The organism is Streptomyces sp. NPDC048636 (genome assembly GCF_040650655.1).
Classification (GTDB): domain Bacteria; phylum Actinomycetota; class Actinomycetes; order Streptomycetales; family Streptomycetaceae; genus Streptomyces.
In genome coordinates, this window is sequence record NZ_JBEZHR010000007.1 from 13940 (window position 1) to 34814 (window position 20875).

Annotated in this window: 19 protein-coding genes and 1 riboswitch; of the genes, 11 read left to right on the forward strand and 8 right to left on the reverse strand. The window is 69.5% G+C overall.

Annotated features, from left to right (window positions below):
* Positions 1–1019: 1019 nt before the first annotated feature.
* From AB0C66_RS20110 to AB0C66_RS20125, 4 genes are all read left to right on the forward strand, one after another.
* Entirely contained in the window at positions 1020–2471 is a 1452-nt protein-coding gene (locus AB0C66_RS20110) for an MFS transporter (protein ID WP_362440020.1), read from the forward strand.
* Positions 2472–2580: 109 nt separating this feature from the next.
* Entirely contained in the window at positions 2581–3795 is a 1215-nt protein-coding gene (gene lhgO / locus AB0C66_RS20115; protein WP_362440023.1) for an L-2-hydroxyglutarate oxidase, read from the forward strand.
* Between the two features lie 276 nt (positions 3796–4071).
* Positions 4072–4890, forward strand: coding sequence for a tRNA (guanosine(46)-N7)-methyltransferase TrmB (gene trmB, locus AB0C66_RS20120; RefSeq protein WP_362441071.1), 819 nt, complete (start codon positions 4072–4074; stop codon positions 4888–4890).
* A 259-nt stretch (positions 4891–5149) separates the two neighbouring features.
* Complete coding sequence (locus tag AB0C66_RS20125) at positions 5150–6643, forward strand: PrsW family intramembrane metalloprotease (protein WP_362441073.1); 1494 nt, start codon at positions 5150–5152, stop codon at positions 6641–6643.
* Between the two features lie 87 nt (positions 6644–6730).
* On the opposite strand, the gene AB0C66_RS20130 is transcribed toward AB0C66_RS20125, so the two are convergent.
* Positions 6731–6910, reverse strand: coding sequence for a hypothetical protein (locus AB0C66_RS20130; RefSeq protein WP_362440026.1), 180 nt, complete (start codon positions 6908–6910; stop codon positions 6731–6733).
* A gap of 251 nt (positions 6911–7161) precedes the next feature.
* Between AB0C66_RS20130 and AB0C66_RS20135 the strand changes: the two genes are divergently transcribed.
* Positions 7162–8349: an Ig-like domain-containing protein gene (locus tag AB0C66_RS20135; RefSeq protein ID WP_362440029.1), complete on the forward strand. Its 1188-nt coding sequence runs from the start codon at positions 7162–7164 to the stop codon at positions 8347–8349.
* Between the two features lie 101 nt (positions 8350–8450).
* Here the strand turns inward: AB0C66_RS20135 and AB0C66_RS20140 are convergent, their stop codons facing one another.
* Positions 8451–9248, reverse strand: a complete 798-nt coding sequence (locus tag AB0C66_RS20140) for a hypothetical protein (RefSeq protein WP_362440032.1) — start codon at positions 9246–9248, stop codon at positions 8451–8453.
* Positions 9249–9449: 201 nt separating this feature from the next.
* Between AB0C66_RS20140 and AB0C66_RS20145 the strand changes: the two genes are divergently transcribed.
* Complete coding sequence (locus AB0C66_RS20145; protein WP_362440035.1) at positions 9450–10442, forward strand: NaeI family type II restriction endonuclease; 993 nt, start codon at positions 9450–9452, stop codon at positions 10440–10442.
* A gap of 25 nt (positions 10443–10467) precedes the next feature.
* A complete protein-coding gene (locus AB0C66_RS20150) occupies positions 10468–10923 on the forward strand; it encodes a very short patch repair endonuclease (protein WP_362440038.1) in 456 nt (151 codons plus the stop codon).
* On the opposite strand, the gene dcm is transcribed toward AB0C66_RS20150, so the two are convergent.
* A complete protein-coding gene (gene dcm / locus AB0C66_RS20155) occupies positions 10858–12015 on the reverse strand; it encodes a DNA (cytosine-5-)-methyltransferase (protein WP_362440041.1) in 1158 nt (385 codons plus the stop codon). The two genes, AB0C66_RS20150 and dcm, sit on opposite strands and share 66 nt — an antisense overlap.
* Positions 12016–12180: 165 nt before the next feature.
* Here dcm and AB0C66_RS20160 point away from each other — a divergent pair, with 165 nt between their 5' ends.
* Entirely contained in the window at positions 12181–12927 is a 747-nt protein-coding gene (locus AB0C66_RS20160) for an HNH endonuclease (RefSeq protein ID WP_362440044.1), read from the forward strand.
* Between the two features lie 31 nt (positions 12928–12958).
* On the opposite strand, the gene AB0C66_RS20165 is transcribed toward AB0C66_RS20160, so the two are convergent.
* Positions 12959–13591 (reverse strand): ATP-binding protein, encoded by a 633-nt coding sequence (locus AB0C66_RS20165; protein WP_362440047.1) that lies wholly within the window; start codon positions 13589–13591, stop codon positions 12959–12961.
* Between the two features lie 225 nt (positions 13592–13816).
* Here AB0C66_RS20165 and AB0C66_RS20170 point away from each other — a divergent pair, with 225 nt between their 5' ends.
* From AB0C66_RS20170 to AB0C66_RS20180, 3 genes are all read left to right on the forward strand, one after another.
* On the forward strand, positions 13817–14662 hold the full coding sequence (locus tag AB0C66_RS20170) for a helix-turn-helix transcriptional regulator (protein WP_362440050.1): 846 nt from the start codon (positions 13817–13819) through the stop codon (positions 14660–14662).
* Positions 14662–14871, forward strand: a complete 210-nt coding sequence (locus AB0C66_RS20175) for a DUF397 domain-containing protein (protein WP_362440052.1) — start codon at positions 14662–14664, stop codon at positions 14869–14871. The genes AB0C66_RS20170 and AB0C66_RS20175 overlap by 1 nt, the downstream gene beginning before the upstream one ends.
* Positions 14872–14967: 96 nt before the next feature.
* The gene (locus AB0C66_RS20180) at positions 14968–15270 is read left to right on the forward strand and encodes a hypothetical protein (protein ID WP_362440055.1); all 303 of its coding nucleotides are present in this window, start codon (positions 14968–14970) and stop codon (positions 15268–15270) included.
* 54 nt (positions 15271–15324) lie between these two features.
* On the opposite strand, the gene AB0C66_RS20185 is transcribed toward AB0C66_RS20180, so the two are convergent.
* The 4 genes from AB0C66_RS20185 to AB0C66_RS20200 all read right to left on the reverse strand — a co-directional run bounded on the left by AB0C66_RS20185 (position 15325) and on the right by AB0C66_RS20200 (position 20473).
* A complete protein-coding gene (locus AB0C66_RS20185; RefSeq protein ID WP_362440058.1) occupies positions 15325–16269 on the reverse strand; it encodes an aldo/keto reductase in 945 nt (314 codons plus the stop codon).
* A 209-nt stretch (positions 16270–16478) separates the two neighbouring features.
* Positions 16479–17693 carry a M23 family metallopeptidase gene (locus AB0C66_RS20190; protein ID WP_362440061.1) on the reverse strand — a complete coding sequence of 405 codons (1215 nt, stop codon included), beginning with the start codon at positions 17691–17693 and terminating at the stop codon, positions 16479–16481.
* Between the two features lie 11 nt (positions 17694–17704).
* A riboswitch (cyclic di-AMP (ydaO/yuaA leader) is annotated at positions 17705–17880 on the reverse strand.
* 222 nt (positions 17881–18102) lie between these two features.
* On the reverse strand, positions 18103–19371 hold the full coding sequence (locus AB0C66_RS20195; RefSeq protein ID WP_362440064.1) for a PP2C family protein-serine/threonine phosphatase: 1269 nt from the start codon (positions 19369–19371) through the stop codon (positions 18103–18105).
* Positions 19372–19699: 328 nt separating this feature from the next.
* Positions 19700–20473: a DUF6227 family protein gene (locus tag AB0C66_RS20200; protein ID WP_362440067.1), complete on the reverse strand. Its 774-nt coding sequence runs from the start codon at positions 20471–20473 to the stop codon at positions 19700–19702.
* Positions 20474–20875 lie beyond the last annotated feature (402 nt).

Genomic DNA, 20875 nt, shown 5'->3' on the forward strand with positions numbered 1-20875 from the left:
ACAGGCTGTGGGCATCCAGGGCAACCAAGAAGTAGGTGCCATCATGCACAGCATGTTGACGGTTTCGGCATCGAACCGGACAACTACGTGGACCTCCTGGATGTCCAGTGACCACGGATGACCGCCGGAATCGCCAGGGTTGATCACACCTCGTGTGCTTCCCGCGTCGGGGCCTCCCCCGGCTCCCTTGGAGGAGTCCAGGAGGGAACACCGCCGGTCGCGACGCACCGTTCCGCCGTGGCCCATGCTGCCACGGTTGAGGCGTACTGGAGCGCAAGGACGCCGACGAGTGTGCGAAGGCACGCGAGCGCGAGCGGGCGCCCCACCGCGGCCAGGACCCACCCCCGGGGGCGCCGGACCGCCCCAACTCCCCCGAGTGGAAGCGGGCTTCCGGCATCCGGGAGCCCGCGGAATGGGGGCGTCCCGTGTCGGGCCTCCCCCTCCGCGGCCCGACACGGGAAACCCCGGCCATGGTGGATGACGGTGACGGTGACGCGCGTTGGCGCGCGTTGACGGATCGCGGCGGTGCCGGACGGATGCCGCTGGACATCGAAGGCATCACCGGCAACGAGGGGCGCTATTCAGCCAAAGTTGCGATAGCTTTCTCAACGCCCTTGCGGATGCCCTGTACTGACCCGGCCCTTCGCCGCCCGCCCTCCGCTCGCCCGCCTCGCCCTCGGTCAACACGACAGTCCGGGAGGCGCTGTTCGCCTCCCGGACCGTTCCGCCACCCGCGGGGAATGAGGCGGCGGCGTCCCCCAGCCCACTGGATCCAGTACAGCGGGCCGACCCACGCAGGATCCATCGAAACGTCCTGGCCGCAACTGAGACAGAGCGCACACACGGGCGCACGGCCACACACAGCCGGAGCACACGTACCGCCCCGCACGCCCGTTCGTACAAGAATCTCGCCATCCGGCACACCACCTCTTAACGGTCGGGATGCGGCGAACTACGCTGGGTTTACGAATGCCCCGCGCCTATGCCGGGGCGGCCGTCGGTGCTGTCGAGGGGTGCGCATGTCCAGGGAGCCACGCGGGCCGAACGAGAAGCTCGGCACCGTTCTCGCCCTCGCTGGGATCAGCAATGCCGGGCTCGCGCGCAGAGTCAACGACCTCGGCGCCCAGCGGGGCCTGACGCTTCGCTACGACAAGACGTCCGTGGCGCGCTGGGTGTCCAAGGGGATGGTTCCCCAGGGCGCGGCGCCCCATCTGATTGCTGCTGCGATCGGCAGCAAACTCGGCCGCCCGGTCCCGCTGCACGAGATCGGTCTGGCCGATGCCGATCCGGCTCCCGAAGTGGGGCTCGCCTTTCCGCGCGACATCGGCCAGGCGGTCCGTTCCGCGACCGAGTTGTACCGGCTGGATCTCGCGGGTCGCCGCGGAGGTGTCGGTATCTGGCAGAGTCTGGCCGGTTCCTTCGCCGTCAGCGCCTATGCCACTCCCGCGTCCCGCTGGCTCATATCTCCCGCCGACAGCTCGGTGGCGCGTGAGCCCGAGGACGCCGAGACCACGGCGAGCGCCGCCAACGGCGGGAGCGCCGAGGCCCTACCGCAGCGCGTCGGTCACAGTGACGTCACCAAGCTGCGCGAGGCCGCCGAGGACGCGCGCCGCTGGGACTCCAAGTACGGCGGTGGCGACTGGCGTTCGTCGATGGTTCCCGAGTGTCTGCGGGTGGACGCGGCCCCGCTGCTGCTCGGCTCCTACAGCGACGAGGTCGGCCGCTCGCTCTTCGGCGCCACCGCCGAACTGACCAGGCTCGCCGGGTGGATGGCCTTCGACACCGGGCAACAGGAGGCCGCGCAGCGCTACTACATCCAGGCGCTGCGCCTGGCGCGCGCCGCCGCCGACGTCCCCCTGGGCGGCTACGTCCTGGCGTCCATGAGCCTCCAGGCCACCTACCGGGGCTTCGCCGACGAGGGCGTGGACCTCGCCCAGGCCGCCCTGGAGCGCAACCGCGGCCTGGCCACCGCCCGCACCATGAGCTTCTTCCGGCTGGTGGAGGCCCGCGCCCAGGCCAAGTCCGGCGACGGCCCCGCGTGCGGGGCGGCGCTGAAGTCCGCCGAGGGCTGGCTGGAGCGGGCCCGCGCGGGCGATCCCGATCCCTCCTGGCTCGACTTCTACAGCCAGGAGCGGTTCGCCGCCGACGCCGCCGAGTGCTACCGCGACCTCCGGCTGCCGCGCCAGGTGCGGCGCTTCACCGAGCAGGCGCTCGCCCGGCCGACGGAGGAGTTCGTACGCTCCCATGGGCTCCGGCTCGTCGTCTCCGCCGTGGCCGAACTGGAGTCCGGCAACCTGGACGCGGCCTGCGCCGCGGGGGCCCGCGCCGTGGAGGTCGCCAACCGCATCTCCTCCGCCCGCACCACGGAGTACGTACGCGACCTGATGAACCGCCTCGAGGCATACCGGGACGAGCCCCGCGTCGCCGAGCTGCGGGAGCAGGCCCGTCCGCTGCTGGTGGCACCCGCGTGACCTGGGCCGGGCCCCTCCACAGGCGTCCGGCCGGTGTCGGTGGCGAAGGTCATGATAGGGATCGACGGTCGGGCGACTGGACAGTGCTGCGGGTGGGGAGGTGTATGACGTGACGGCGTTGGACTGCGACGTGCTGGTGATCGGGGGCGGCATCGTCGGCCTGTCGACGGCGTACGCGCTCACGCGTGCCGCACCCGGCACCCGGGTGACCGTCCTGGAGAAGGAGGCCGGTCCGGCCCGCCACCAGACCGGGCGGAACAGCGGCGTGATCCACAGCGGGATCTACTACCGCCCGGGATCGCTGAAGGCGCGGTTCGCGGTGCGCGGCGCGACGGAGATGGTGAAGTTCTGCGCCGAGCACGGCATCGCCCATGAGGTGACCGGCAAGCTGATCGTCGCCACCGAGCGGTCGGAGCTGCCCCGGCTGCACTCCCTGGTCCAGCGCGGCCGGGAGAACGGCATTCCGGTCCGCGAGCTGGGCCCCGCCCAGATCTCGGAGTACGAGCCCTCGGTGCGGGGCCTCGCGGCGATCCATGTGGGCTCCACGGGCATCTGCGACTTCGGCGCGGTGGCGGCCCGGCTGGCCGCCCTCGCGCGGGACGCGGGCGCCTCGGTGCGGTACGGGGCCGAGGTGCGCACCATCGGGCGACGCCCCTCGGCGGTCGCGGTGCGCACCGCGGACGGCACGGTGCTGCGCGCCCGCGCCCTGGTCAACTGCGCGGGGCTGCACTGCGACCGGATGGCCCGGCTGGCCGGTGATGACCCCGGGATGCGGATCGTGCCCTTCCGCGGTGAGTACTACGAGCTGGTGCCCGACCGCGCCTCCCTGGTCAACGGGCTGGTGTACCCCGTGCCCGACCCGGCGTTCCCGTTCCTCGGCGTCCATCTGACCCGCGGCATCGACGGCGGGGTCCACGTCGGGCCCAACGCGGTGCCCGCGCTCGCCCGCGAGGGCTACGCCTGGCATACGGTCCGCCCGGGCGAGCTGGCGGCCACGCTGGCGTTCCCGGGCTCCTGGCGGATAGCCCGCCGCCACTGGCGGTACGGGGCCGGTGAGCTGCACCGCTCCCTGTCCAAGCGCGCCTTCACCGACGCCGTGCGCCGACTGCTGCCGGAGGTGTCCGCCGACGATCTGACGGCGGCCCCGGCGGGAGTGCGCGCCCAGGCGGTGCTGCGCGACGGCACTCTGGTGGACGACTTCCTGATCTCGGAATCGCCCCGTGTCGTCCATGTGCTCAACGCGCCCTCACCGGCGGCCACGGCCTCGCTGCCGATCGGCCGCGAGGTGGCGCGGCGGGTGCTGGACACCCTCCGGGTGGGGTGACCGGAGCGGAGCGGAGCGGGGCCGGGGTGTGGCGGGGTGTGGCGGGGTGTGGTCCTCCTCACGGCCCGGTCGGCGTGATGCGGCGCACCTGCCGTTCGGGCCTGGTGAGGGGCCTGGTGGGGGCGACGCTCGGGCCCTCCCCCGGCGTGCCCCGTGTTCCCCGCCGGTGGAAGTCCCGCCCGTAGAATCGGAAGCACTGTGTCCGAGAACCCCACTGCCCCCGAGTCCCCGGCGGAGCCGCGCCTCCTGCCGACGCCCCGCGACCGCGGCGAGCCGATGTTCCCCGGCGGCCCCGTCGCCGATCCGGCGGGCTCGCACCACGAGCGCCGGATCCGTTCCTTCCGCCCGCGCCGCGGCCGTGTCACCGTCGGCCAGGGCGAGGCACTGCGCCGTCTGTGGCCGCAGTGGGGCCTGGACATCGACGGGCTGCGCCGTATCGACCTCGGTGAGCTGTTCCGTACCGAGGAGACCGGAGGCGGCGGAACCGGGGCGACCGGCGGAACCGGGAACGGCGGAACCGGGGGCGCCGAAGAGGGCGCCACGGGGGCGCCGCGCCCCGACCTCCCCGTCGTACTGGAGATCGGCTTCGGCATGGGCGAGGCCACCGTGCAGATGGCCGCCGCCGACCCCGGCACCGGCATCCTCGCCGCCGATGTCCACACCCCCGGCCAGGGCAATCTGCTCGCGCTCGCGGAGCGGAACGGGCTGACCAACATCCGGGTGGCCAATGGCGACGCGATCATCCTGCTGCGCGAGATGCTGGCGCCCGCCGCCCTCTCCGGACTGCGGATCTTCTTCCCCGACCCCTGGCCGAAGAAGCGCCACCACAAGCGCCGGCTGATCCAGCCCGAGTTCATCGAGCTCGTCGCCACCCGGCTGAGGCCCGGCGCGCTGCTGCACTGCGCGACCGACTGGGAGCCGTACGCCGAGCAGATGCTCGAGGTCCTCACCGCGAGCACCGCCTTCGACAACACCCGGCCCGACGGCGGCTACAGCCCCCGCCCGGACTTCCGGCCGCTCACCAAGTTCGAGAGCCAGGGGCTGGACAAGGGCCATCTCGTCCACGACCTGATCTTCCGTCGCAACGACACATAACGACCCCACGGGGTTGGGCATAATCCCTCAGTCCGCCACTCCCCCTTTCGTTAGGGTCGGTTGAGTGCATCAGTCTCCGTCCCCTCAGCAGCCGCCCGAGCCGCCCCCGGCCGCACCGTCGGCGCCGCCGACGGAGCCGCCGACGGAGCCGCCGTCCGACGGCGCGTACGACGCGGCCTACGGCACGGCGTACGGCCAGCAGCCCTGGTTCCACGGAGCGACCGCTCCGGAGGGGTGGCCGCATCCACAGCGCCGTCGGCTGTGGGGCAGGCACGGCCGCCTCGGCGGCCTCTGGGACAACAGGCAGCTGCGCGCCACCGCGCTGGTGCTGCTGCTCTCCGTCTCCGGCCTGGTCATCCTGGCGCTGGTGCGTGAGCAGACCGGCACCAAGGGGTTCCTGGTGGGGCTCGGCCTCGCCGTACTGCCCGTACCGCTGATCGTCGCGGCGTTCCGCTGGGTGGACCGCGTCGAGCCGAAACCCTGGCGGAACCTCCTCTTCGCCTTCGCCTGGGGCGCGTGCGCCGCGACGCTGGTCGCCCTGATCGCCAACGGCTTCGCGACCGAGTGGCTGATGACCACCATCGACTCCTCGTCCGCCTCCCGCCGGGCCGACGCGGACGCCTGGGGGGCCACCCTCGTCGCGCCGTTCGTGGAGGAGAGCGCCAAGGCCGCCGCCGTGCTGCTGCTCTTCCTCTTCCGCCGCCGTGACTTCAACGGGATCGTGGACGGCGTCGTCATCGCCGGAATCACCGCCACCGGTTTCGCCTTCACCGAGAACATCCTCTATCTCGGCTCAGCCTTCGTCAGCGACCAGGAGTTCGGCTACTCCGGCATACGGTCCACCACCGCGGCGACCTTCTTCATCCGCGGCGTGGTCTCCCCCTTCGCGCACCCGCTCTTCACCGCCATGACCGGGGTGGGCTTCGGTATCGCCGCGGCGGCCGCACGCCGTCAGCGCGCCCGCCGCGCCCTGGTGCCGATCGCGGCGCTGCTGGCGGCGATGGTGCTGCACGGCATGTGGAACGGTTCGGCGACGCTCGGCGGATACGGCTTCATCACCGTCTACGCCCTGTTCATGGTCCCGGTCTTCGGGCTGCTGACCTGGCTCACCATCTGGTCCCGCGGCAAGGAGCTGCGCGACGTACGGGAACAGCTCTGCGCGTACCAGGCGACGGGCTGGCTCACCCCGCCCGAGCCGGTCGCCCTGGGGTCGATGCGGGCCCGCGGCATAGCGCGGGACCTCGCTCGGCGCACCCGTGGCACGGCGGCGGCCCGTACGGTCGCCGAGTACACCGCCTACGCGACCTCCCTGGCCTTCCTGCGGCGGCGTGCCCACCGGGGCCTGGCGGGGCCGGACTTCACGGCCCAGGAGAAGGAGCTGCTGGACCGGCTGTGGGAGCGGCGTGAGGTGGCGCAGCCCGCGCTGGCGCACGCGGCGCTGGCCGTGCCGATCCGGCGGCCGCGCCCGGTGCACCGGCCGGTGCCGGGTGCGGTGCCCCCGCCGTTCTGGCCCGCGTCGGCGCCGTACGGCGGGTACGGGGCCGCGGGATATGGGGCCGCGGGATATGGGGGTCCCGGCTACGCCTACGGGCCGGGATACGGCTACGGGGGCTACGGGCAGGGGGCGCGGCAGACGTACGCGGGGCAGCCGCAGCCCGGCACACCGCGGAACGCCCCTCCGCCGTACGTTCCGCAGGGGCGTCCGACCTGGTCGATTCCCTATGGATCCGGCGGTCCGCAAAGTCAGGTGTAACCTTCCGCCCCTTTTTGACGTGCTTCTAAGTAGAAACGGGGAGCACGCGGGGGGCGCGGGGGACATATGTCGGCACCGACACAGCGATCACGACCAGCACATCCACCGATACACGCGGACGTGGACCAGTTCCGCGCGGCGCAGGATGCGTATGCCCGCGCCCGGCGGCGCCGGGACCGTCTGACCGCCGACGGCGCTCTGCCCCTTGAGCAGCCTGAGCAGCTTGAGCAGGTGACCGCCCGGCGCTCCGGATCCCCACAGCGGCACGCGCGGATCGTCCTGATGCGCCCACTCGTCCTGATGCGCCCAGGTGCCGATGTCGCCGTCCTCCGGACCAAGGGTCCGGGCAGTCCGGCCGCTCGTCGCCCCGACGGCCCGTCGACCCACCGCATCTCGGTCCCGCTTCGGCGGCTCGCCCCGCCCGCGGCCACTTCTCCACGTCCCTATGAGCAGAACCCCGAGGAAGCGCAGCGGCGTTGCTGACTCACCCTCCCCACCACACCCATAAGAGGTTTGTCTTGAACTCCGTACGCATACTCCGCAACGTCGCGGTGCCGTCGCTCGCCGTCGCGCTCCTCGCCGCCTGCCAGGCCAGTTCGTCCGAAACGGTGGACCCGGCCAAGGCCAAGCCCGCCCGCATATCCATCACCCCGGGCAGCGACTCCGCCGCGATAGCCCCGGACGCCAAGGTCAAGGTGACCGCCTCCCACGGCACCCTCACCAAGGTCCGCATCACCCCGGACGGCGCGGGCTCCAAGGCCGTCGCGGTGACCGGCTCGCTCTCCTCCGGCAAGGACACGTGGGGCTCCAACCGCACCATGACGCCGGGCACCACCTACACGGTGGAGGCCACCGCCACCAACGACGCGGGCCGCACCGCCACCAAGCGCTCCACCTTCCGCACCCGCGCCGCCCAGCAGGTCAACGGGGTCACCGTCACCCCCTCCAACAACACCACGGTCGGTGTGGGCCAGCCGGTCTCCGTGGCCTTCGACCACCCGGTCACCGACAAGGCCGCGGTCGAGCGTCAGCTCTCCGTCTCCACCTCGCCCAAGACCGAGGGCTCCTGGGGCTGGACGAAGGACCCGCTCACCGGCACCGAGCGCGTCGACTGGCGCCCCAAGTCCTACTGGCAGAAGGGCACCAAGGTGAGCCTCCGCGCCCGCCTCAGCGGTGTGAACACCGGTGACTCCCGCTACCTCCGCCGCGATGTCTCCAGCACCTTCACCATCGGCACGGCCCGCGTCTCCAAGGTCGACCTCAACAAGCACACCATGACCGTCAGCGAGGACGGCAAGCAGCAGAAGTCCATCCCCATCTCCGCCGGCCAGCCCTCCTACCCCACCTGGAACGGCAAGATGGTCGTCCTGGACAAGGCCCCCATGGTCCATATGACCAGCGACTCCGTCGGCATAGCCGACCCCTACAACAAGGACGTCCCCTGGGCCGTCCACCTCACCACCTCCGGCACCTACGCCCACGCCGCCCCCTGGAACGAGGGCCTCGGCTACTTCGGCCGCACCAACATGTCCCACGGCTGCGTCGGCATGTCCGAAGCCGACGGCAAGTGGTTCTACGACCGCGCCACCCGCGGCGACATCGTCGAGGTCACCGGCTCCACCCGCGACACCGTCGCCACGGGCAACGGCATCGGCGACTGGAACCTCTCCTACGACGCCTGGCAGAAGCTGAGCGCTCTGCGCTGAGCTCCGCCGACACCTGTAGCTGAGCGAGGTGCCTAGCCATTGAGGCCAGTCACCTCGCTCAGTCACATAACCTTTGTTACATCCACGAAGGCACTCTCGAGTCAACCGTCATTCATATGGAGTCTGGCGGCAGCCTGGGATATATGTTCTGCCGATGGGAGATGCACCCGCCCAAATTTTGCCGCCGGAGCAAGTTCGATCGTGCTGAAATCGAATCCGGGAACCACATCTGCGAGAAGCTGTTCGGCAGGCGTCTTACGTCCGGAACTACTTCCTTGGCGGAATTTTTTGTTCCCGACGCGCAAACTCACTACCTTACGCCCTGTCCACGCATCCACGCGGAAGAGGGCATCCGCTAGCGGATGGACCAGGAGGTCAATAGCCATCGCCCTCAGCCTCACGACCGTATAGATCTCCCGGAGAAAACTGTAGTACGCGTTTCCGACTCTCCAACGCACGGCATCCCGGACGATATTTTCTGGAATCCCGGAACTCACTACTTCCCGGACCTTAGCCCTGGCCGGCTCCCCCAACATTCTCAGACCCAGCTGATCATGATAACAATATGCGCGAAAATCCTGGTATGACGGAAGACGGCCTATCTGCTCCATGCATATGTGGAAAATATGGGTAAAGGCAAAGTCGGGATGCCAGTCAACGATGGCAGCCACCCGCTCGCCGTCCGCACGCTTCACCTCGCCCAAAGCATGTTCGGTCTGACAGCAGACCTCCTCGACATCCTCGGCAGTCAGCTCGTATACCAACCTCACCCGGTGGTTCGCGACAGCCGGCACCACGTTCTTGCGGCGAGGATCATTCTTCCATCGCGCGTATAACTGTCCGGTGTGCAGAGACGTGCAGAACTTGCGCAGCACATCTTCTGACGAGGTCTCAGTCATGTCATCTCCGTCCCGTGCCAACCACACAAATGACCGCAGGCGCAGGTTAGTTGGCCAACCGCCGGTCTATGAAGGTATTTTCAGTCACCCGGTGAAGTAAGGGAGTCATGCGCCTGGCGAGCAGACAGGCTTGTCCACCCCGGCAGACCCAGGACCGACGCCTTCCTGCCTAACAGCGCCCGGTACACAACTAGAGGTGATATGCAACTCTTCGACCTGCCCGGCCCCCAGCCCGGTGTCTGCGATGACCCTGAACTGATGCTTGTCCGACAACGACTGCTGGCACTCGACCCGCACGGAGAAAGGTTCGCGAGGGTGTTGCGGGACACCATCGACCAGCTCCTGGATGGCGAGCACACGGGCCGCTTCGACTGGCGTGACCTGCACAAGACCGAGAAGACTCACGCCGGCACTCTCGTAGAGATCAATCTGCAGCGCGAGTTCAACTTCAGCGGCGGCCAGGACATGGACTATCTCATCGAAGGGGTCGAGGTTGACTGCAAGTTCTCGCAGAAGCTGTACGGCTGGATGATCCCCCCGGAGGCTCTGGGCGAGGTCTGCCTGGTCGTCTGGGCAGACGACCAGCAGAGCCAGTGGAGCGCAGGACTCTTCCGGGCCGACCGGACTAAGCTCACGACGAGCGGAACGATCACAAAGAAGGGGAACCGCGACGGGAAGTTCAGCCTGACCAAGCAACATCACTCACTGGTCAGCTGGCTATGGCACAAGCAGCCGCTCCAGGAAAATCTGCTGCTCCACATCCCGGCCGAAACCCAGAAAGCTATCCTCAGCGCTGCCACCAGGTCACATAGGAGTTCAGGTCAGGCGAGAGTCTCCGAGCTCTTCCGACGTGTGCAGAGGCGCCCCGTAAGCCGAACCGTGGTGCGCACCCTCGCGCAGCAGAAGGACTACATGAAGCGGGTCCGCTACAACGGTGGGGCCCGAGCCATACTTCGCCTCGAAGGCATCGTGATCTTCGGGGACTACCCCAACCATCAAGCTGCGGCACACCAGCTCGAAATCCCGCCCCCGCAAGAGGGGGAGTTCGTCAGCGCCCGGCTGGCGAGGGCTCAGCCTCACCACGGTGACCAACCGCGTGCGTTCATGGATGGCGCCTACTGGGTGGTTGCTGATGGCAACGACCCAGTAGAGACAGCACCCCTGCTCCCCGAAACGAAGAAAGCTCAGGCCTGAGTAGAGTCGGGACCGGAGGCATGTAGTGGCAACGCAGACACCTTGGACCCCTCCGGACGGCTCATGGGCATCGACTGAAGCCAGACGCCGGAACATGCAGGCGATCCGGAGCCGTGACACAAAGCCGGAGAAGCTCATCCGGCGACTCGTGCATGCGCAGGGGCTCCGCTACCGGGTGTCGGCAAGGCCTCTCCCCGACCTTCGCCGGACGGCCGACATGGTCTTCCGTCCGGCAAAGGTCGCGGTATTCATCGACGGCTGCTACTGGCACGGCTGCCCCCAGCACTACGTGCCGCCCAGAACCAATCCTGGCTACTGGTCTGGCAAGGTGGCAGGGAACATCGACCGTGACCGCGACACCGATCGCCGCCTGGCGGAAGCTGGCTGGACGGTACTGCGGTTCTGGGAGCACGAGTCAGCTGACAGCTGCGCGCTCGCGATCGCCACTACGGTCACCAAGCTCCGACCTGAGCGGGCCTGACGGAGCCGGGATCTCGAACAGGGTGTCGCTCTGGGCCGCTGCCAGGGCTTTGGTGCCCTTCTCAAGTGCAGCGATGATCTGTTCGCCCACTGCCTGAGCAACGGGCGGCGGAAAAGCGTTGCCCACCTGACGGTAGGCAGCCGTTTTGCGGCCCGCGAACTTCCAGTTCGCCGGAAATCCCTGGATGATCGCGGCTTGCCTCACCGTGAGCTTGGGGCCCCGCTCCCCGAAGAGATCACGGTCGGGATCCCTAAGGTCTTCGGGCTCGTTGGCAACGCCCATGCCGCACACCCCGAGCTTGCGCCATGCCTCCTTGGCGCGGGTCGGCCCGAGATCAGCACCGCCATGCTTCTTGGATCCGCCCACGAGTGTCGGGGCGACGGCCCCCTTCTGGGCCTCCTTGAGCCAGCGCTTGTAGAAGGTCTCCCAGCGGGGGTCGCCGCTGTCCTTGTAGCGCTTACGCATGGACGGCGCGAGGGCCTTTGCCATTGTGAGGAGCGGACGCGTCTCCGGCTCGGTCCACTCGAAGTGTTCCGCGTACTCCTTGCGCATCGCGACAAGGATGGCGCGAGGACGGAGCTGCGGTACGCCGTAGTCGCAGGCCTCCAAGATCTTCCAGTAGCACTTCACGTAGTCTGCCTCGCGCAGACGGCGCTCGATGTCATCGCGATAGCGGCTGAACTTCTCGGGAGGTTCCAGCAGACCCCGGACGTTCTCGATCATCACAGCCTTGGGGCGCAAGGTCTCCACCATGTGCAGCATTTGAGGGAACAAGTCACGCTCGTCGTCCTCCCCCAGCTGCTTGCCTGCCGCAGAAAACGGCGGGCAGGGCACGCCTCCCGCCAGGAGGTCCAGCTCACCCTTCTTCAGACCCAGCTCGTCTACCCCGAACTTCGTAAGGTCTCGCTTGAGAACCTTGCAGCCGTCCCACTCCGGGTTGCCCGTCACGTTCAACTCGAGGGTGGCGCAGGCGTAGCCATCGATCTCGATCAAGGCCAGGTGCTGGAACCCAGCCTTGTGCAGACCGACCGCCTGGCCTCCAGCACCGGCGCAGATCTCCACTGAGGTGAACTTTGACTCAGCGCGAGTCATGCACCCTCCTTCCAAAGATTGCAGCGACAGGCACTGCATGCAACCTGTCCAATACAGAGAGTGACAGACCCCACTGACACTGTGACTCGCCAAGTGTGCCGGACAACCTCGCCCCACTCCGTCCGCCCCAAAAACATCACAGCGAACACTCATACGATATTGCCTATGCGCCCTATGCGAAGCCCTGCATGGACCCGGGACGAACTGCTTCTGGCCTGCGTACTCGTCGTCGAGAACGACTGGCGCGAGCTGCGCGAAAGCGACCCACGGACACAGGAGCTGTCGAGGCTGCTCCGCTCGCTCCCCCTGCACGGCGACGCGGTCAAGAGGGTGCCCACCTTCCGATCTGTCGGCAGCGTCAGCCGCAAGACCAGCGACCTGGCTACGAACCACCCCGCATACCAGGGGAAGCCCACCAGGTGTGGGCGCCTGGACCGGGAGGTGATCGCCAACTTCGTCTCCCAGCCTTCGAGAATGGCCAACGCAGCCAGGGCAATCGCAACCGGCATCCGCTCTGGCGAACTCCAGCGGATACCCGAGCAGCCGGACGAGATTGCCGAGGACGGTGTCACCGGCGTCGAAGGCCGCCTCCTCGCGCGCTGGACAATCTCGCGTGAGCGGGATCCCAAGCTGCGGCAGCGCAAGATCGACAGCGTGCGAAGCCTTGGCCGACCGTTGACGTGCGAAGTCTGCGACTTCCACTTCGGCCGCTTCTACGGAGCGATCGGCGAAGGCTACATAGAAGTGCACCACCTGCTGCCCCTCCACCTATCCGGGCCGCGCGAAACCAAGCTGGACGACCTCGCCCTCCTGTGCTCCAACTGTCATCGCATGTGCCACAGGGGCCGACCCGGCGAATCGTGGCGCACCCCCACCGCCCTTCGCACCGAGATCCGGAAGGCAGCAGGGTAAGCATGCTCCGTCGGCCCCGCGGCTTTCATACCTAGGCCACCTGTGCCCCAGCCTCAAAGTGGATCTGGGCCCGGTCGAGGATGTCGTCGGGGTCGAGGTCGTGTGCTGTGAGCCAGTGGAGCAGGTCCAGGATCAGGCTGGTCGCCGACTCTTCCAGAACCGGGCGATGGGTGAGCCTTGCGGTCGGGCTGCCGACCGCAAGGCCATAGTTCTCCATCACGGTCGTCGCGCGCTGGATGCGGCGGCGGGTTTCGTCCGGGGTCAGCGGTAGCTCGCACCAGACCGCTTTGCCGGCCGCTGTGCGGATCGTGCCCCATGAGGGGGACAGGGCGGATAGGAGTTGCAGGCCGCGGCCGGACTCTTCGTCGCACGTCGGGTTGAGGCGCTGAGGCACCTTGTCGCTCTTGTCGTGCACCTCCACGCGGAGCTGATCCGAGCCGGCGTCGAGGACGAGGGTGGCCGCGGAACCCTGGCCGACGTGGTTGATCACGTTCGACGCCAGCTCCGCAGTGATCAGCTCCGCCTCGTCGGCCAGCGCCGACATGCCCCAGACGGCGAGCTCGGCTCTGACGGCCCGGCGGAGGCCCGCCAGTTGCGGAGCGTCGGCTATCAAGGGGAGGACGCATCGGCGTGGTGGGGACTCGATGACTGAGTAGCGGTACATGGCCACACTCCCTTGGGCGCTACGACAGTACTGCGCCCAGCCGTGTCCGTACGACTGCACTGCGTAGCCTCACTACTGCGAGTATGGCAGCGAGAAGTCTCGCCATGTAACTTCTCACGGAATCTCGAACGGGTGATTCGGTACTTCGCCAACTTCGCCCGGTCCTAGCCTTGTTGCAGCTGGCCTCGTCCTTCGCCGCCAGCCCCACAGGAAGAGGTAGCCGCCATGCCAGCGCGGGCCACTACTCGCCGACGCCAGCTCGGCGTCATGATGCGCAAGTTCCGGGCCCGCAAGGGGATGACGCTGGAGGAGGCCGGTCGGCTCGTCGGCGTCTCGAAGGCGACCGTCAGCCGGTACGAGACTCAGGAGGGGCCCGTGCGGTGGCCCATCGTGGACGCGCTCTGCTGCGAGTACGGGGCGAGTGAGGCCGAGCGCAGCGCCGTTGTGGCCCTCGCCAAGGACGCGAAGCAGCAAGGCTGGTGGAACTCCTTCGCGGATTCCCTTCCGGAGAGCATGAACCTGCTGTTCACTCTTGAGGACGAGGCCGTCCGCGAGGATCACTTCGCCTGTCTCTATGTGCCGGGGCTTCTGCAGACGCGCGGCTACACGGAAGCGATGCAGCACGCGTCCGAGATGCGGTTGTCCGCGGAGGAGATCGAGCGCCTTGTTGACCTCCGCATGAAGCGGCAAGAGATTCTGAATCGGCCGAAGCCGCCCCATCTGTGGGCCATCCTCGACGAGTCGGTGATCCGGCGCGGGATCGGTTCACGTGAGGTGATGAGGGAGCAACTGGAGCACTTGCTGCGCGCCAACGAGTCGCCAGACATCACACTCCAGGTGCTGCCCTTCGCCAAGGGCGCGCACTCCGCCGCCATGGGCAGCTTTGTGATCCTCGGCGGCGCCGAGCCCTCGCTGGACGTCGTGTACGTCGACATCCATGTCGGCTCGCTCTTCATGGAGAAGGATGAGGAACTGGAGCGCTACCGGCTCGCGTTCGACTACCTTCGCGCCCAGGCGCTGGACATGGCCTCGTCCTCCGCACTCATCGAACGCGTCCGTGAGGAGATCTGATGCGCGAGCCCTGTATATCCGAGAGAGATGGCGCCTGGTTCACATCCTCATACAGCGGCCCCGGGAACACTGAATGCGTCGAGGTCACCTTCCGGACGGGCACGACCGCCGTGCGGGACTCGAAGGACCGGGGTGGGCCCATGCTCGGGTTCTCGCTCCGCGCCTGGGGGAACTTCGTCGCGGCTGTACGTCGGGATCAGCTGAGCTGAGGAGCCACCTGGCCCCCTGTCCCTTGGACAGGGCCCGTTGAAGAGTGCCTCATACGTAGGGTCGGTGAAGGAGACCCTTTAAGTGGAGGTATCGGGATGGCTGGTGTTCCGGCGGGTGTGGTGGCCGCGGGTGGGTTGGTCGGGGGGTACGGGGTGGCCCGGTGGACCAAGAAGCGGCCCCTGGGCGGCGTGGCGCTGGCCGCCGCCGGGGCGGTGGCTGCCCGGGGGTGGCGGGAGAAGGCCGGGAACGGGACGGCAGCCGCGCTGAGCGGGATGTACATCGCCGCGTTCGCCGGGTCGCATCCCCTCGCCAGGAAGGTCGGGGCCTGGCCGTCGGTGTTCGCGGTCGCCGGTGGGGTCGCGCTTGCCTCCTGGGCCCTCGCCGATCGGCGTTCGTAGGGGTCGATGTGTCGACCGCGGCGGGCGGAGGGGGTTTCGCCCGCCGCGTTCGGCTCAGGCCGAGGCCCTCGTCAGCAGGTCCAGGTCCCGCTGGGTCAGGCTGAGGTCCGCCGCCGCCAGGAGGGGCGGGAGCTGGGCGAGGTTGCGGGCGCTGGCGATCGGGGCGGCCACCGTGGGCTGGGCGGTGAGCCAGGCCAGGGCGACTGTGGCGTGCTCGACGCCGTGGTGCGCGGCGATCTCGTCGAGGGCGGCGAGGACTTTCCGCCCGCGCGCTGTCTCCAGGTGCCTGGCCGCACTTGAGGAGCGGGGGCTCTCGACCGCGGTGCCGGGGCGGTACTTGCCGGTGAGGAAGCCGGCGGCGAGCGCGTAATAGGGGACAGTCGCCACACCGTGGCGAGTGGCCACGTCGGCCAGCCCGCCTTCGAAGGTGGCACGGGAGACGAGGTTGTAGTGGGGCTGGAGGGCGGCGTAGCGGGCCAGCCCCTCCCGGGTGGAGAAGGTCAGGAAGGCGTCGAGCCGTTCGGCGCTGATGTTGGAGGCCCCGATCTCGCGGACCTTGCCCTCCCGGACCAGTGCGTCCAGGGTGGTGGCGATCTCCTCCACCGACACCGACTCGTCGTCATAGTGGGTGTAGTAGAGGTCGATGTAGTCGGTGCGCAGCCGCCGCAGGGAGTCCTCGATGCCGGACCTGATGGCGGCCGGGGAGAGCCCGCGGCGCTCCGGGGAGCCGGCGCCGACCTTGGTGGCGAGGACGATGTCCGAGCGGTTGCCGCGGGAGGCGAACCAGTTGCCCAGGACGGTCTCGGACTCACCGCCCTGATTGCCGGGCGCCCAGGCCGAGTAGACGTCGGCCGTGTCGATGAAGTTGCCGCCCGCGGCGGCGTAGGCGTCGAGCACCGTGAAGGACTCGGTCTCGTCCGCGGTCCAGCCGAAGACGTTCCCGCCGAGGGAGAGGGGGGAGACGGAAAGGTCGCCGATCTTCTGCCTGTTGTCAGCCATGGGTTGCTTCAACGCCCCCGCGGATGACCTTGTTCCGGGGAACGGGCTCCCGCGCCCTCCGCGCCGTCCGCGGCTCCCGCACCGTACGCGGCTCCCGCACTGTCCGCGGCTCCCGCGCCTCCGCGCAGAAAACCGGCGGCCCTGGCGTCAAGGGGGGAGAGAGCGCCAGAGCCGCCGGAGTATCGGGGGTCAGGGAGATCGGGGAGGTATCAGGGGTTCTGGCCGTGCTCGCGCAGCCAGGGCATCGGGTCGATCGGGGAACCGCCGCCGGGACGTACCTCGAGGTGGAGGTGCGGGCCGGTGACATTGCCGGTGGCGCCGACGCGGCCGATCACATCGCCGGTGGTCACCTTGCCCGAGGTGGCCACCATGGACGACAGGTGGCAGTACCAGACCTCGGTGCCGTCATCGAGCTTGAGCACGATGCGGTAGCCGTATGAACCGGCCCAGCCCGCCTGGGTGATGGTGCCGCCGTGCACCGCCTTGACGGGGGTGCCGGTCGGGGCGGCGAAGTCCTGGCCGGTGTGGTCGGCGGACCACATGTCACCGGCCTGGCCGAACCCCGCGGTCAGCGTGTACGAGGCGACGGGGAGGGTGTACGCGGTGGCCAGCTTGGCGCGGCGCTCGGCCTCGGCCTTGCGCTCGGCGGCCTCCTTGGCCTTCCGCTCGGCCGCCTTCTTCGCGGCCGCGGCTTCGGCCTTACGGTCGGCCGCCTCGTCGGCGGCCTTGTTCTCGGCCTTCTGGGCGGCGGCCTTGGCCGCGGCGGTCCGCTCGTCCTCGTCGGCCGCGTTCTGCTGGCTCTCGGCCTGCTGGAGGATCCGGGCGCGCAGCGCCTCACCGGCGTCGGTGGTGCCGCTCGCCTCGTCCTGCGTGGTCAGCCCGGCCCGGGAGAGGGGGGCGGCGTTGGCCGTCGTCGCGGAGCCGCCGTCGGAGACCATCGAGCCGATGCCGGGGAGCTCATCGGCGTCCGGGAGGCGGTCCTTGACCTCGTCGGCGACATGGGAGAGGTCGGGCATCGATATGGGCGCCGCCGGACGGTCCTTGGCGCTCGCCATCCCGCCCGCGCCGACCGCCGCGATGACACCGACGCCGAGGACGGCGCCACTGCGCGCCATGGTCCCGCCGCGCTGCTTGGCCACGCGGTGCCGGCCGCGTACGGAGATGGACTCCTCGGTGGGATTCCATTCCTCCCAGGTCTCGCTGTCGGGCCCGGGGCCCGCCGGACCGTCGGCGGCGTCCGCCGCGTACGCCCCGTGGTCCCCCTCAGCGGCGATGTCAGCGTCGGGCTCGGTGCCGATTCCGCCACCGGCCCGTATGCCTCCACTGGTGGCGTCGAAACCGGGGCCGAAGGCGGTGGCCGTGCCGGGACCGCCGCCCGATGCGCGGTATGGAGCCTCGTCCAGGAGAGACCTGTTGGACGCCACTGGGGCGCACTCCTTTCCTTCCCTCTCGCCTACCGGGTTAGCTGACGGGTTCGGAGCAGGAAGGTCTCCTACGGGTCAGGTTCGACCCGATTCACCCCAAGGTGGTGGTTCCCCGGTTCCCTTGGTGCTGCTGTGGTGCGGTGTTGCTACTGCCGCTGTGCGTGACGGGATTCGGCGACGGCGCACGGTGCCGCCCTTGCGACGGTTGTGACGACCGCGCTGCGTTATCGAACGTTAATAGAGAGCGCTGTGTGATTCCAAGCTGTTCTGAGGAATCAGCGCAGCATTGGCATGAACTTAGCGGCCAAGTACGGACATACAGGGGCGAGTTACCACCACGGGAAAGGGTTGGCAAAACCCTGGAACCGCTGATCGTGCATCAATCGTTATGCGTAGAGGGCATGGTCGGCTACGGACCGTGGCCGGATCCCTTCACGAGTCCCTCACCGTCGCCGTTGCCGTTCCCTTCGGCGTCGCCGTTGCCGTTCCCCCGGCCCGGCCCCGCGGACCGGCGGCGGAGCGCGAGCAGCGCCATATCGTCGGACGTCCCGCCACCCGTATGCAGCTCGACATCGGTCACCAGCGCGTCCAGCAGCTCCCCCGGACCGCCGAAGCAGTGACCGCGCAACCGGTCCTCCGGGTCGTAGAACGCGCCCTCCCGGTCGCGCGCCTCGGTGACCCCGTCGGTGAAGAGCAGCAGGGTGGCGCCCTCGGCGAAGGCCAGCTCCGTCACCCGGTCCGGCCAGCCGCCCAGTTCCCCCATCCCCAACGGCAGCGCCGACGCCTCGGGGTCCACCCGGCGCACCGTGCAGCCGTCCCGGTCCGCCCGGCCGCCCTCGCCGCCCCCCTCCAGCAGCAGCGGCGGCGGATGGCCGCGGTTGATCACCCGCAGGGTCGTATCACCGCGCGGGATCTCGGCCAGTACGGCCGTGGTGAACCCCTCGAACCCCTCGAGGTCGACCCGCCGCGCACCCTCCCGCTGCAACGCCCGCTCCAGCCGCCCCGCCAGCCCCTCCAGCGTCGTCTCCTGCTCCGCCGCCTCCCGGAACGAGCCGATGAGGATCGCCACCGTCTCCACGGCCTGGAGCCCCTTGCCGCGCACATCGCCGACGACCAGGCGTACGCCGTGCGGGGTGTCCTGCACCGCGTACAGGTCACCGCCGATCGCGGCGTACTTCTCCGCCGCCACATAGCGCGCCGCGACATCCAGCCCGGCCAGCCGGGCGGGCGGTACGGGCAGAACGGCCCGCTGGGCCGCCTCGGCCACACCGCGCGCCGAGGCCAGCCGCCGGTCGCTGCGGCGTACCAGCCGGTTGATGAGGAGCGCGAGCAGGGTGACGGTCGCGACGGTGATGATCTCGGACAGGGCCTGACTGGGGTCCTTCACACCGTGGAACTCGGCCAGCGTGACCGCCGCGGCGAGGGCGAAGACCGCCGTGGTGGCGGTCGCCCACAGGTTGAGCAGCGGAGCGGCGACGAGCGGGGCGGCGGCGAGGAAGGGGCCCGCCGTGTAGTTGGCGGGGGAGCTGAGGTCGAAGATGATGCCGCCGACGATCAGGAGTCCGGGGATCCAGCGCGCCAGCCGCCGGCCCGACCCGCCAATGAGCGACTCGTCGGCCGGGCCGCCGCCCGCCGTGGCCCCGGCGGGCGCGCTCGGGGCGCTGGTGTCGACAAGCATATGGAGACGGGTCCGGGGGCGGCTGCGCGTACGGGTCCGGGCACGGCGCGGCCAGCTCGCACCCCGCTCCGTACGGGCGCTCGTACGAGCCCCGTTCCCTCGCACCCGCACCGGTCTCTCCCGCTTTCCCTGGTCCGCAGCCGGAGCGCGCCGGTCCTCGCGGCCGCCGCCCGTCACCCCAGGCTTCCGGCTGACGGGCCACCAGGCGAATCGGTGGCGCCCATGTGGGTGGGGCGGGGTGGCACGGCGGACTACGGGCGCCTGGACGGGCCTCTACGGCGTCCGTGGACGCGGAAGGCGCCGGGGGGCGCCGGGGGCGCGGCGGACGTCAGAGGTCGACGCCGAGCGCCCGCGCGTGGCGGTCCGCCGCCAGCTCGGCGGAGACCTCGTCGAGATAGACCTCGCACACCAGCCGGCCGTCGTGGGTCAGATTGTGCTCCAGCTCCCACAGCACGATCTCGTCCCCACCGGCCAGCAGGAAGGCGTGCTCGTAGAAGCGGCACCAGGTGGTGTCGGGCCCACCGGAGCGGCGGCGCGGCTTGGGGGCCAGCGCGATGTCATGCGCGAACGCGGCCTCCAGCAGACGCTCGGTCTCCTCGCCCGGCCGGTCGGGGTTCTCGGCGCGGCGCAGCACCCGGCGGGCGTGATCGGCCGAATTGTCGGCCACATAGGTGCGGGGCGACTCCACCGGCTCGGTGGCCTGGTGCAGCAACTGCTCCGGCAGCCAGAGCGGTAAGCCGTCCAGCTCCTCCCACCGGGCACCGCCGACCCGCTCGTACACCCGCCGCTCGGCTAACGCGAGGGCGTCCTCGTCGCCATAGAGCTCGTGGTGGCGGCCGTCCTCCGGGCCGGTGCTGTGCTCCAGCTCCCACAGCAGCAGGCTGCTGCCGTCGGGGAGCAGGAAGACATGGCGGTACGTGCTGTAGCCCAGCGCACCGGACGGGTCGTTGCACTGGCGGCAGGACCGCAGCTCGGACTGGTGCATCAGGGCGCCGCGCGCCCGGGTCAGCACCGCTTCACCGATCTCGAACCCGTTCTCCGCGCGGGCGAGCAGCCCGTCCATCAGCTCGGCGGGGGTCCCGCCCCCTCGTGAGTGCCCCATGTCCGTCCTCCCGCCTCCCGGCCTTGATGCGCCGCGCCCCCCGGGCGACTGCTTCGCGCACTTAGCGTAGCGGCGTGAACACGGGCCGCGCTGCGGTTCGGCGAAGCTGCCGATGTGACTGTGCCTCACATAGTTCTGCGCCGACGAACCCGGATGTATCACTCACCCGGTCCGGCCGCCGCGCCGTGGGCCCCGTTGGCCGATCCGTCGGTACGCGGTCCGGTACGCGGTCCGGACGGCGGCGGTGATCCGGACGGACCCCCTCCGGACCGCCTCTTCCAGCCCCCTCAGTTTTGTCGGAAGCGCTCCCGGAAGCGCCAGGCCCCTTACTGCCTCCTTACTGCTCCAAATGCCACTTCTTCCGGTATCGATTGCGGGAATCGCGGAGAACACGCGTCAGAG

Bases quoted from the DNA above. Each gene is read 5' to 3' on its own strand.
- AB0C66_RS20110 (WP_362440020.1), top strand. From the start codon at position 1,020: ATGTCCAGGGAGCCACGCGGGCCGAACGAGAAGCTCGGCACCGTTCTC.
- trmB (WP_362441071.1), top strand. From the start codon at position 4,072: ATGTTCCCCGGCGGCCCCGTCGCCGATCCGGCGGGCTCGCACCACGAG.
- AB0C66_RS20140 (WP_362440032.1), bottom strand. From the start codon at position 9,248: ATGACTGAGACCTCGTCAGAAGATGTGCTGCGCAAGTTCTGCACGTCT.
- AB0C66_RS20145 (WP_362440035.1), top strand. From the start codon at position 9,450: ATGCAACTCTTCGACCTGCCCGGCCCCCAGCCCGGTGTCTGCGATGAC.
- dcm (WP_362440041.1), bottom strand. From the start codon at position 12,015: ATGACTCGCGCTGAGTCAAAGTTCACCTCAGTGGAGATCTGCGCCGGT.
- AB0C66_RS20160 (WP_362440044.1), top strand. From the start codon at position 12,181: ATGCGCCCTATGCGAAGCCCTGCATGGACCCGGGACGAACTGCTTCTG.
- AB0C66_RS20165 (WP_362440047.1), bottom strand. From the start codon at position 13,591: ATGTACCGCTACTCAGTCATCGAGTCCCCACCACGCCGATGCGTCCTC.
- AB0C66_RS20170 (WP_362440050.1), top strand. From the start codon at position 13,817: ATGCCAGCGCGGGCCACTACTCGCCGACGCCAGCTCGGCGTCATGATG.
- AB0C66_RS20175 (WP_362440052.1), top strand. From the start codon at position 14,662: ATGCGCGAGCCCTGTATATCCGAGAGAGATGGCGCCTGGTTCACATCC.
- AB0C66_RS20180 (WP_362440055.1), top strand. From the start codon at position 14,968: ATGGCTGGTGTTCCGGCGGGTGTGGTGGCCGCGGGTGGGTTGGTCGGG.
- AB0C66_RS20185 (WP_362440058.1), bottom strand. From the start codon at position 16,269: ATGGCTGACAACAGGCAGAAGATCGGCGACCTTTCCGTCTCCCCCCTC.
- AB0C66_RS20195 (WP_362440064.1), bottom strand. From the start codon at position 19,371: ATGCTTGTCGACACCAGCGCCCCGAGCGCGCCCGCCGGGGCCACGGCG.
- AB0C66_RS20200 (WP_362440067.1), bottom strand. From the start codon at position 20,473: ATGGGGCACTCACGAGGGGGCGGGACCCCCGCCGAGCTGATGGACGGG.